Raw genomic sequence first — 11,437 nt, 5'->3', positions numbered from 1 at the left:
GGGTGGCGGGGCGGGCCCCCGCGGCGGGGCGGGGGGGGGGTGGGGGCCCCCCCCCCCCCGGCGCGGGGGGGGGGGGGGCGGGGGGGCGCCCCCCCCCCCCCCCCGCCGCGCGGAGCCGTCACCTCGCGCTTCTCCCCGCCCCGCGGGCGGCGGACGAGCCCCACCTGCGGCCCGGCGCGGACCCCGCGCCGCAGGGAACGGGTGCGGGGAGTGAGACATGACGGGCAGTCAGACCTCTCGGCCCCTCCGGCGTGACACCGATACCGCTACACGGCCGAGGTCACGTCCGCGAAGAACCACGCCCCTCCTGAGCTGCGTGACCGAGGGATTTTCGGCATGGTGTTGCCTCACCCGGCCCACATTCCACCGGAACTCCACGTCCCGAGCGGTGCCGCCGTGCCTCCGGCGCGCCGGACATCGATAGGCTGGGCGCGGACCGATGCAAGGAGGATCTAGGACGATGGCAGGCAACACGGAGCCGTTGTCGCCGCGGGCCAAGCTGGCCGTGACGGCGGGCAAGGCCGCTGCGGCGGTGTCGCGGGCAGCCGGGCGGGGCAGCGGATCGGTGATCGGCGGCCGGGTGGCGCTCAAGCTCGACCCCGACCTGCTCGGGCGGCTGGCACAGCACCTGGACGTGATCCTGGTGTCGGCGACGAACGGCAAGACGACCACGACCCGGCTGATCGCCGAGGCACTGCGGGCCGCGGGCCCGGTCGTGTCGAACGCGCTCGGCGCCAACATGCCCGCGGGCATCACCTCGGCCCTGGCCGGCGGCTCGGACGCGCAGTACGGCGTGATCGAGGTGGACGAGAAGTACCTCGCCGGGGTCGCCCGCGACACGACGCCCAAGGTGATCGCGCTGCTCAACCTCTCCCGCGACCAGCTGGACCGGGCCGCGGAGACCCGGATGCTCGCCGAGAAGTGGCGCGAGGGGCTGTCCGGCTCGAAGGCCGTGATCATCGCCAACGCCGACGACCCGCTGATCGTCTGGGCCGCCTCCTCCTCCCCCAATGTGGTGTGGGTCGCGGCCGGCCAGGCGTGGAAGGACGACGCCTGGTCCTGCCCGTCCTGCGGCGGTGTGATGCAGCGCCCCGGCGACGACTGGTTCTGCGGCGAGTGCGGATTCCGCCGCCCGCCCCCCAGCTGGGTGCTGCACGGTGACTACGTGCTGGACCCGCACGGTTCGGCCTGGCCGATCCACCTCCAGCTGCCCGGCCGCGCCAACAAGGCCAACGCCACCAGTTCGGCCGCCGTGGCAGCTGTCTTCGGAGTGCCGCCCCAGGTCGCCCTGGAGCGGATGTACCACGTGCAGGCCGTCGCCGGCCGCTACGACGTGGTCACCTTCCTCAACCGTGAGCTGCGGCTCCTGCTGGCGAAGAACCCGGCGGGCTGGCTGGAGACCTTCTCGCTGATCGACCCGCCACCCACTCCGGTGATCCTCTCCGTCAACGCCCGCGGCGCCGACGGCACGGACACCTCGTGGCTGTGGGACGTCGACTACACCCAGCTCGCGGGTCACCCGATCTTCGTGCTCGGCGACCGCAAGCTGGACCTCGCGGTCCGGCTCGAAGTGGCCGGTCTCGACTTCCGGGTCTGCGAGAACCTCGACGAAGCGGTGCAGCAGGCACCTCCCGGCCGTATCGAGGTCATCGCCAACTACACCGCCTTCCAGGATCTGCGCCGTCGTGTCGGCAACTGACCCCGGCCCCGGGCCCCTCCGGAGAGGACGAAGCATGAGCAACAACAGCCTGCGGCTGGTGTGGGTCTACCCGGACCTGCTGAGCACCTACGGCGACCAGGGCAACGCGCTGGTGGTGGAGCGCCGGGCCCGTCAGCGCGGTCTCGATGTGTCGCGCGTCGACGTCCGCAGCGACCAGCCGGTTCCCACGTCGGGCGACATCTATCTGATCGGCGGCGGTGAGGACCGTCCGCAGCGGCTCGCCGCGGAGCGGCTGCGCCGCGACGGCGGTCTGAGCAGGGCCGCGTCCAACGGCGCGATCATCTTCTCGGTCTGCGCCGGCTACCAGATCCTCGGCCACGAGTTCGTCAACGACCTGGGCGAGCGCGAGCAGGGTCTCGGACTGCTCGACGTGGTCTCCACCCGCGGCGAGGGCGACCGCTGTGTCGGCGATGTGCTCGGGGACATCGACCCGCACCTCGGGCTGCCGCCGCTGACCGGTTTCGAGAACCACCAGGGCGTCACCCATCTCGGTCCGACGGCACGCCCGTTCGCCCGGGTGCAGTTCGGCCGGGGCAACGGCACCGGGGACGGCACGGAGGGCGCGTACAACGACACCGTCTTCGGTACGTACATGCACGGGCCCGTGATGGCGCGGAACCCGCTGATCGCCGACCTGCTGCTGAAGCTGGCGCTCGATGTGAACGCGCTGCCGCCGACCGACGACCGCTGGTACGAGGCGCTGCGCGCCGAGCGGATCGCGTCGGCGACACAGCCCGCCTGATGAGGCGAAATTCGCTCAGCTGAGCGGAGTCCAGCAGGCGGACGCCCGGTTCGGTCCCGCCACCCTGCGCCGGTAGGGTGGCGGGATTCCAGCCGGACGACGTGGTCCGGTCGTCGGCCCACGTTGCAAAGGTTTCCCGGGCAATGCGAATTGGTGTGCTCACCTCCGGTGGCGACTGCCCCGGCCTCAATGCGGTCATCCGTTCCGTCGTCCACCGTGCGGTGGTCGACCACGGTGACGAGGTCATCGGCTTCCACGACGGGTGGCGGGGCCTCCTGGAGTGCGACTACCGCAAGCTCGACATCGACGCGGTCGGCGGCATCCTCGCCCGCGGTGGCACGATCCTCGGCTCCTCCCGGGTCCAGCCAGCACACCTGCGCGGTGGCGTGGAACAGGCCAGGGGCCACGTGGCCGACCTCGGCCTCGACGCGATCATCCCGATCGGCGGCGAGGGCACCCTCAAGGCGGCCAGCCTGCTGTCCGAGGCGGGGCTGCCGATCGTCGGCGTACCGAAGACCATCGACAACGACATAGCCTCCACCGACGTGACGTTCGGCTTCGACACCGCCGTGGGCGTGGCCACCGAGGCCCTCGACCGGCTGAAGACCACCGCCGAGTCCCACCAGCGGGTCATGATCGTCGAGGTCATGGGCCGCCACACCGGCTGGATCGCCCTGCACTCGGGCATGGCGGCCGGCGCGCACGCCATCGTCGTCCCCGAGCGGCCCTTCGACATCGACGAGCTGACCGAGCTGGTCGGCCGGCGCTTCTCGGCCGGCAAGAAGTTCGCGATCGTCGTGGTCGCCGAGGGCGCGAAGCCGCGCGCGGGCTCCATGGAGTTCGAGTCGGGCGTCAAGGACGTCTACGGCCACGAGCGCTTCGCGGGCGTGGCCACCCAGCTCTCCATCGAGCTGGAGCAGCGCCTCGGCAAGGAGGCCCGCCCGGTGATCCTCGGCCATGTGCAGCGCGGCGGGACGCCGACCGCGTACGACCGGGTCCTGGCGACCCGCTTCGGCTGGCACGCGGTGGAGGCGGCGCACCGCGGCGAGTTCGGCATGATGACGGCGCTGCGCGGCACGGACATCACCATGGTCCCGCTCGCGGACGCGGTGGAGACCCTGAAGACGGTCCCGGCCGAGCGGTACGCCGAGGCCGAGTGCGTGCTCTGAACGACACCACCGTCTGAGGACTGCCCCCGGCCGCAACCGCGGCCGGGGGCAGTTCTACTCTGGTCGGGACAACCGGCACGAAACGGGGACGTCCCGGCGACCCCATCAGGAGTGAACAGATGGATCACAGCGGGCACGGCATGAACATGGATCTGCCGCCGTTCACGCTGGGACGCGGGCTCCAGTTCTCCGCGGACCCGATCTTCCTGATCGGCTGCGTGCTCGCCGTCCTCCTGTACGGATACGCGGTGCTGCGGCTGCGCAGGCGCGGGGACGCATGGCCGGTCAACCGGATCGTCTTCTTCGTCATCGGTGTGCTGAGCATCGCCCTGGTGATGTGCACCAAGCTCAACGACTACGGCATGGTCATGTTCAGCGTGCACATGGTGCAGCACATGGTGATCAGCATGCTGTCACCGATCCTGCTGCTGCTGGGCGCACCCGTGACGCTCGCGCTGCGTGCGCTGCCGGTCGCGGCGCGTGGCCGGAAAGGGCCGCGCGAGCTGCTGCTGATGCTGCTGCACAGCCGGTACATGAAGATCATCACGCATCCTGTGTTCACGATCCCGCTGTTCATCGCCAGCCTGTACGGCCTGTACTTCACCCCGCTCTTCGACTACCTGATGGGCTCGACGGCCGGGCACCTCGTGATGATGCTGCACTTCCTCGGGGTCGGCCTGGTCTTCTTCTGGCCGATCATGGGCATCGATCCGGGACCGCACCGCCCGGGTTATCTGCTGCGGATGCTGGAGCTGTTCGCCGGGATGCCGTTCCACGCGTTCTTCGGCATCGCGCTCATGATGGCCTCCCAGCCCATGGTCGAGGTCTACAAGAACCCGTCGGCGTCCCTCGGCATCGACGCCCTGTCCGACCAGAACGCGGCGGGCGGGATCGCCTGGGCGTTCAGCGAGATCCCGTCGGTGCTGGTACTGCTCGCCCTGGTCTTCCAGTGGTACCGCTCGGATCAGCGGACCGCGAAGCGCTCGGACCGGGCCGCGGACCGCGACGGGGACCAGGAGCTTCACGCGTACAACGCGTATCTCGCCTCGTTGCAGGCGCGCGGACAGTAGCGGTGGACATGCGTTCGGGGTGACGATGGCAGTCACGGCCGCGCGGCCGACGAGGAGCGTGCGCGCATGTCCGGATCCACGAAGACCATGGGAGTGCTCACCGTAGGGGCGCTGGTGACGGTGACCGGCTACACGGTGGCGCTGGGAAGCAACGGCTGGCTCTGGTTCGGCTGGGTGGTGCTGGGGCTGATAACGATCGGAATGGTGGCCACCCGCGAGACCTGAGCCGGGTGAGAGCCCGGCTCGGGCCGGCCTGGCCCCGGCCGGTCCAGGCCTGGCGCGGCGGGCTCAGAAGCGGAACACCGGGCCGGTGGCCGCGTCCATCGCGCACGCGCTGGGGAACCTGCGCTTCCAGTCGGCCGCCTCACCCCGGGCGGTGACGGTCACGGGGTCGTACTCGTGGGTGCACGGACGCGGATCACCGGCGAGGGCGTCGAAGTCACCGCCCGCCTCTTCGAGGGCCGCGCAGGCTCCGGCCGCGTCGGGGTGGTGGTCCTCGGGACCGGGTGGGCAGTGCAGGACGAGCCCGCGGATCCAGGTGTTCCCGCTGCCGGAGACGGTCAGCAGGATGCCCCGGTCCGGAGCCGGAGCGGCCACCGCGGGCACGGCCGCGCCGAAGGGCAGCAGGACGGCGGCGGCGAGAGCGGCGTGCACACGCATGGCGGGGCTCCTGGGGTGAGCGTGCGGGAGTGACCGCGGGCTTGCGGACCCGGCCAGACCATCCCGGCGCCGCCGCCGTGACAAGCCGCCGCGCCGCCCGCACCGCCTCCCGGTGGCGGGGTGGGTCCGGCCGGAGCACGGAGGGACCGGGCGCGCACCGCGCACGATGACCCGCAAGCCTCGCGCAGGCCTTCGTGTACACCTTCGCGTACGGGGAACGGCACGCCCGGGGTGCCTCGTGGCCCTCTCGTCCCTTGTGTGCGGAAGCAGCCGACTGTCACTCTCTGTCGCAAACGGTACACACGCGGTCCGATACCTGTGAGGTGTCGGCCACCCGCACACAAACACTCCCCTCGCCGTGCGTCGTCGCGTCTCCCGACAGGCACTTCCCCTCGTTTCCCGCTCACCGCGCGGCGCACCCCTCCCCCTGCCCGCAGGCGTACGGCGGCGGCGTCCGGGGCAGTCCGGCACCGACGCGCCCTCACCTCCTCGGTCACCGAACACATCCATTCGCAGCGTCACCACTCACCTCCTCTCGGGACTCCACGCGGCCGCCCGGACGCGATTGCGAACGTCTGCCGCCGGGCGTGCTCTCCACGCTCGGGGGCCGCCAACCGGGCTCCGCACAGGGCCCGTTCGACGTGTGGCCGAGTTAACGCGCTCTTAAGGCAGTTGTGATTTAAGTCTTGACAGGTGCCTATCACCACGCCACTTTGGGAGCGCTCCCACAATCAAGACTTGCACACTCCACTCCCCTCCCTTCTCCCCCAATGCCGGGTGACGAGACGGGCGGTTCGGGGCGCAGCCGCGCTCCCCGTCCCGTTCCGCGCTGCCCGGCAGAGGAAGGCGTTTGTCATGAGCTTGGTGAAGCGCTGTCGGCACAGCCGCGCCGGAGGGCTCCCGGCCCTCCTGGTCGGCGCCCTCGCCCTCGCCACCACCCTGGTGGGCGGGCCGGCGACCGCGGCCCAACAGGGCACGTTGCATGAACTCGCCGCCGCCCAGGGCAAGTACTTCGGCTCCGCCACCGACAATCCCGAACTGCCCGACGCAGCGTACGCGGCCACCCTGGGCTCCGAGTTCGGGCAGATCACCCCGGGCAACTCCATGAAGTGGGACACCACGGAGCCTGCCCAGGGGCGGTTCGACTTCACCAAGGGCGACGTGGTCACCGACTTCGCACGGCAGCACGGCCAGACCGTGCGCGGCCACACCCTCGTCTGGCACAGCCAGCTGCCCGGCTGGGTCGGCGCGCTGCCGTCGGCGCAGGTGGCGGCGGCGATGACCAACCACATCACCGAGGAGGTCACGCACTACCGGGGTGCGGTCGCCGCCTGGGACGTGGTGAACGAGCCGTTCAACGAGGACGGGACCTTCCGCACGAGCCCCTTCCGCACCGCCATGGGCAGCGGCTACATCGCCACCGCCCTGCGTGCCGCGCACGCCGCGGACCCGGACGCCCTGCTCTACCTCAACGACTACAACATCGAGGGGCTCGGCGCGAAGAGCGACGCGATGTACGCCCTGGCGAGCGAGCTGATCGCCGAGGGCGTGCCGCTGGACGGCATCGGGATGCAGGCGCATCTGGCCGTTCAGTACGGCTTCCCGTACCAGATGCGGGAGAACATGCGCAGGTTCGCCGATCTCGGTCTCGACGTCGCCGTCACCGAGCTCGACGTGCGGATGCAACTGCCCGCCGACGCGGCCGAGGTGGCCACCCAGTCCTCCTACTACCAGCAGGTCGTCGAGGCCTGCCTCGCGGTCGAGCGCTGTGTGGGCATCACCGTGTGGGACTACACGGACAAGTACTCCTGGATCCCGGGCACGTTCCCCGGTGAGGGCGCGGCGAATCTCTACGACGAGAACCTCGCGCCGAAGCCGGCCTACGACGCGGTACGGACCGCGCTGGGCGGCGGGGAGGGCGGCACCCCTGGCGCGCTGAAGGTGCTGTACCGCAACAGGGACGGCTCGGGGACCGACAACCAGATCAAGCCGGGCCTCCAACTCGTGAACACCGGCGGTACGGCGGTCAGCCTCTCGTCGGTGACGGTCCGGTACTGGTTCACGGCCGACAACGGGGCTTCCTCGTACAACAGTTGGTGCGACTGGTCCCCGATCGACTGCTCCACCGTGACCCACCGGGTCGTCGCCGTGGCCACCCCGGTGGCCGGCGCCGACCACTACCTCGAAGTGGGCTTCACCGCCGGCACATTGGCGCCGGGCGCCTCCACGGGCGAGATCCAGCTGCGCCTGAACAAGGCGGACTGGTCGAACTTCGACGAGTCGGACGACTACAGCCACGACAACGGCACCTCGTACGCGGACGCCACGAAGATCACCGCCTATGCCGGGGGCGAGCTCGCCTGGGGCATCGAGCCCTGACCGCCGGCGCACACCGCGTCCGCCTCCCCGCTCCTCCTCCGCTCACCTCCCACCCCTCCATCCCCCCTCCCCAACGACACCCGCCACTGGAGGATTTGTGTCGATATCACGTAGAACATTCAGCAGCGCCCTGGGCGGCAGCCTGCTCGCCATGGGCCTGGCACAGGGCACCGCCGTCGCCGGGCCCGCCACCCCGGGTGCCGCCGGCGGCGCCCGCGCCGCGGCGGCCGACGACCCGTACACCCAGGCCTTCCTGACCCAGTACGGGAAGATCAAGGCAGCGGCGAACGGCTACTTCAGCCCGGAGGGTCTCCCGTACCACTCGGTCGAGACCCTGATGGTCGAGGCGCCGGACCACGGCCACGAGACCACGTCGGAGGCCGTCAGCTTCTGGATGTGGCTGGAGGCGGCGTACGGGCGGGTGACCGGTGACTGGGCCCCGTTCAACGCGGCCTGGACGGTGGCGGAGAAGACGATCATCCCGCAGCACGCCGATCAGCCGACCAGCGACGCGTACAACCCCGGGGCCCCCGCGACCTACGCCCCCGAGCACCCGTTGCCGGACGACTACCCCTCCGCCCTCGACGGGTCGGTCCCGGTCGGCACCGACCCGCTCGCCACCGAACTCGCCTCGTCCTACGGGACGATGGACATCTACGGCATGCACTGGCTGATGGACCTCGACAACGTCTACGGGTACGGCAACAAGCCGGGCACCGGCGGCGAGTCCGGTCCGGGCGCCGGAGCCTCGTACATCAACACCTACCAGCGCGGTGCGCAGGAGTCGGTGTGGGAGACGGTCCCGCAGCCCACCACCGACCTCTTCAACTACGGCGGACCCAACGGGTACCTGGATCTCTTCGTCGGTGACGCGAGCTACGCCGAGCAGTGGAAGTACACCAACGCGCCGGACGCCGATGCCCGCGCGGTGCAGGCCGCCTACTGGGCGTTCCGCTGGGCCTCGGACCAGGGCAAGGAGAGCGAGGTCGCCGCCTCGGTGGCGAAGGCCGCCAAGATGGGCGACTACCTGCGCTACGCCATGTTCGACAAGTACTTCAAGCGGATCGGTGACTGCACCGACCCGGACTCCTGCCCCGCCGCGTCGGGCCGGGACTCCCAGCATTACCTGCTGTCCTGGTACTACGCCTGGGGCGGCGCCGCCGCGGGCAGCGGCGGCGGCTGGGCGTGGCGCATCGGCGACGGTGCCTCCCACCAGGGCTACCAGAACCCGCTCTCCGCCTGGGCGCTGTCCAACGTACCGGCGCTGACCCCCAAGTCGGCGACGGCCAGGGGCGACTGGTCCAAGAGCCTGACCCGGCAGCTGGAGTTCCTGACCTGGCTGCAGTCCAGCGAGGGCGCCTTCGCCGGTGGCTGCACCAACAGCTGGGACGGCGCGTACGGCGAGCCGCCGGCCGGGACGCCCACGTTCTACGGCATGGCCTACGACTGGCAGCCGGTCTACCACGACCCGCCGAGCAACAACTGGTTCGGCTTCCAGGCGTGGGGCATGGAGCGCGTCGCCGCGTACTACTACGTCACCGGCAACGCGTCCGCGCGGGCGGTGCTCGCCAAGTGGGTCGCCTGGGCCTCCGGTGAGACGACGGTGGGCGCCGACGGCACGTTCCGTTTCCCCTCCACCCTGAGCTGGACGGGGCAGCCCGACACCTGGGACGCGGCGTCCCCCGGGGACAACGCGGGCCTGCACGTCTCGGTCGTGGACTACGCCAACGACGTCGGTGTGGGCGCCGCGTACGTGAAGACGCTCACCTACTACGCCGCCAAGTCGGGTGACGAGGACGCCGCGGCGCTGGCCAAGGCGCTGCTGGACGCGATGGCGCTGAACACCACCGACAAGGGCATCTCGGTGCCGGAGACCAGGAAGGACTACAACCGGTTCGACGACGAGGTGTACATCCCGGCCGGGTGGTCGGGCACGATGCCGAACGGCGACACGGTCGAACCGGGCGCGACGTTCATCGACCTCCGCAGCTGGTACAAGGACGACCCGGACTGGCCGAAGGTGCAGGCCTACCTGGACGGCGGCGCCGCGCCCTCGTTCACCTACCACCGCTTCTGGGCGCAGGCGGCACTCGCCCTGGCCTTCGCGATCTACGCGGAGCTGCTGGTGGAGGGCGGCGGAACCGGCGGGGACACCGAGGCGCCGACGGCGCCGGCCGGGCTCACCGTGACCGCGACGACCAGCAGCAGTGTGTCGCTGTCCTGGTCGGCCGCCACCGACAACGTCGCGGTGACCGGCTACGACGTGTACCGCAACGGGGTGCTGGCGGGGAACGCGAGCACCCGGACGTTCACCGACGCGGATCTCGCCGCGGCCACCGAGTACAGCTACACCGTCGCGGCCCGGGACGCTGGCGGCAACACCTCGCCGCTGTCGGCCGCGGTCACCGCCACCACGAAGTCCGGCGGCTCCTCCGGCACCGGTGCGGTGAAGGTGCAGTACAAGAACACCGACTCCTCCGCCACCGACAACCAGATCCGGATGGGCCTCCAGGTCCTGAACACGGGCAGCGCCCCGGTCGACCTGTCGACGGTGACGGTCCGGTACTGGTTCTCCTCCGACGGCGGCGCGAGCACCTTCGGCACGTACTGCGACTACGCCGCGCTCGGCTCGGCGAACATCACCCACAAGGTGGTCACCGCGACCGGTGCGAAGACCGGCGCCGACCGGTATCTGGAGGTCGGCTTCACCGGTGGGGCGGGCACCCTGGCCGGCGGCGCCTCGACGGGCGAGCTCCAGCTGCGCCTCAACAAGAGCGACTGGTCGAACTTCAACGAGAGCGACGACTACAGCCGCGCCACCGGCACCGTGTACGGCGACGCGTCGAAGGTCGCGGCGTACGTGGGCGGGGCACTTGCCTGGGGGATCGAGCCATGAGCAACCACCGCGTCAGAAGCACGGCAGCCGGACGCACCGGCCCCCGGTTCCCGGCTCTGGCCGGGGCGTTGGCAGCCTTCCTCCTCGCCGGGGCGGCGATGCTCACCGGCGCCTCCCCGGCCTCGGCGGCCCCGGTCACCGACTGCACCCCGTGGGGGACCACCGAACTCCGGGGCGGGGAGTACCTGTACCAGCAGAACGAGTGGAACTCCGAGTCCGAGCAGTGCGTCGACGTGGACCCCGACACGGGGGCCTGGAGCGTCACCACATCCTCGTTCTCGCTGCCGACGAACGGCGCCCCGGCCACGTATCCCTCCAGCTACAAAGGCTGCCACTGGGGTCTGTGCACGGCGGACAGCGGGCTGCCGCTGCGGGTCGACGAGCTGGGCAGCGTCCGTACCGACTGGTCGACCACCCAGGTCGGCTCCGGCGCGTACAACGTGTCGATGGACCTCTGGTTCAACTCGGCGCCGGTCACCGACGACCAGCCGGACGGCACCGAGCTGATGATCTGGATGAACCACCGCGGCGGTGTCCAGCCGATCGGGTCCCGCACCGCGACGGTCCAGCTCGACGGCCGGACCTGGGACGTGTGGACCGGGCCGGGCGCCTCGGGCTGGAAGGTGATCTCGTACGTGCTGCAGAACGGCGCCACCGAACTCACCGACTTCGATGTGAAGGGCCTGATCGACGACGGTGTCGGCCGCGGATCGATCAGCCCCGCGCACTACCTGATCGACGCGGAGGCCGGGTTCGAGATCTGGCAGGGCGGCCAGGGCCTGGGGATGAACGAGTTCTCCT

The 11,437-nt window shown here is 70.8% G+C and carries 8 protein-coding genes and 1 pseudogene; 8 read left to right on the top strand and 1 reads right to left on the bottom strand.

What is annotated here, in order from left to right:
- The first annotated feature begins 460 nt into the window (after window positions 1-460).
- From ACIO3R_RS24560 to ACIO3R_RS24540, 5 genes are all read left to right on the top strand, one after another.
- On the top strand, window positions 461-1,699 hold the full coding sequence (locus ACIO3R_RS24560; RefSeq protein WP_073736190.1) for a MurT ligase domain-containing protein: 1,239 nt from the start codon (window positions 461-463) through the stop codon (window positions 1,697-1,699).
- A 34-nt stretch (window positions 1,700-1,733) separates the two neighbouring features.
- Window positions 1,734-2,462 (top strand): glutamine amidotransferase, encoded by a 729-nt coding sequence (locus ACIO3R_RS24555; protein WP_363023745.1) that lies wholly within the window; start codon window positions 1,734-1,736, stop codon window positions 2,460-2,462.
- A gap of 143 nt (window positions 2,463-2,605) precedes the next feature.
- Window positions 2,606-3,631: a 6-phosphofructokinase gene (locus ACIO3R_RS24550; protein WP_385036602.1), complete on the top strand. Its 1,026-nt coding sequence runs from the start codon at window positions 2,606-2,608 to the stop codon at window positions 3,629-3,631.
- A 119-nt stretch (window positions 3,632-3,750) separates the two neighbouring features.
- The gene (locus ACIO3R_RS24545) at window positions 3,751-4,701 is read left to right on the top strand and encodes a cytochrome c oxidase assembly protein (protein WP_385036601.1); all 951 of its coding nucleotides are present in this window, start codon (window positions 3,751-3,753) and stop codon (window positions 4,699-4,701) included.
- A 66-nt stretch (window positions 4,702-4,767) separates the two neighbouring features.
- Window positions 4,768-4,926, top strand: coding sequence for a hypothetical protein (locus ACIO3R_RS24540; protein ID WP_037778359.1), 159 nt, complete (start codon window positions 4,768-4,770; stop codon window positions 4,924-4,926).
- A 63-nt stretch (window positions 4,927-4,989) separates the two neighbouring features.
- Here ACIO3R_RS24540 and ACIO3R_RS24535 read toward each other — a convergent pair whose 3' ends face one another.
- Window positions 4,990-5,361: an SSI family serine proteinase inhibitor gene (locus ACIO3R_RS24535; RefSeq protein ID WP_402108673.1), complete on the bottom strand. Its 372-nt coding sequence runs from the start codon at window positions 5,359-5,361 to the stop codon at window positions 4,990-4,992.
- Between the two features lie 855 nt (window positions 5,362-6,216).
- On the opposite strand from ACIO3R_RS24535, the gene ACIO3R_RS24530 reads away from it, so the two are divergent.
- From ACIO3R_RS24530 to ACIO3R_RS24520, 3 genes and pseudogenes are all read left to right on the top strand, one after another.
- Complete coding sequence (locus ACIO3R_RS24530) at window positions 6,217-7,740, top strand: endo-1,4-beta-xylanase (protein WP_402108671.1); 1,524 nt, start codon at window positions 6,217-6,219, stop codon at window positions 7,738-7,740.
- 142 nt (window positions 7,741-7,882) lie between these two features.
- Window positions 7,883-10,636, top strand: a complete 2,754-nt coding sequence (locus ACIO3R_RS24525) for a glycoside hydrolase family 48 protein (RefSeq protein ID WP_402108879.1) — start codon at window positions 7,883-7,885, stop codon at window positions 10,634-10,636.
- Window positions 10,633-11,424 (top strand): annotated as a pseudogene (locus tag ACIO3R_RS24520) (hypothetical protein); the annotation flags it as partial. The gene ACIO3R_RS24525 and the pseudogene ACIO3R_RS24520, both read left to right, overlap by 4 nt.
- Between the last annotated feature and the right edge of the window lie 13 nt (window positions 11,425-11,437).

The organism is Streptomyces sp. NPDC087428 (genome assembly GCF_044744085.1).
Lineage (GTDB): Bacteria > Actinomycetota > Actinomycetes > Streptomycetales > Streptomycetaceae > Streptomyces.
This window is presented reverse-complemented; position numbering and strand designations above follow the sequence as displayed.

Coding starts and splice junctions, on each gene's coding strand:
- ACIO3R_RS24560 (WP_073736190.1), top strand. CDS start 461: ATGGCAGGCAACACGGAGCCGTTGTCGCCGCGGGCCAAGCTGGCCGTG.
- ACIO3R_RS24555 (WP_363023745.1), top strand. CDS start 1,734: ATGAGCAACAACAGCCTGCGGCTGGTGTGGGTCTACCCGGACCTGCTG.
- ACIO3R_RS24550 (WP_385036602.1), top strand. CDS start 2,606: ATGCGAATTGGTGTGCTCACCTCCGGTGGCGACTGCCCCGGCCTCAAT.
- ACIO3R_RS24545 (WP_385036601.1), top strand. CDS start 3,751: ATGGATCACAGCGGGCACGGCATGAACATGGATCTGCCGCCGTTCACG.
- ACIO3R_RS24540 (WP_037778359.1), top strand. CDS start 4,768: ATGTCCGGATCCACGAAGACCATGGGAGTGCTCACCGTAGGGGCGCTG.
- ACIO3R_RS24535 (WP_402108673.1), bottom strand. CDS start 5,361: ATGCGTGTGCACGCCGCTCTCGCCGCCGCCGTCCTGCTGCCCTTCGGC.
- ACIO3R_RS24530 (WP_402108671.1), top strand. CDS start 6,217: ATGAGCTTGGTGAAGCGCTGTCGGCACAGCCGCGCCGGAGGGCTCCCG.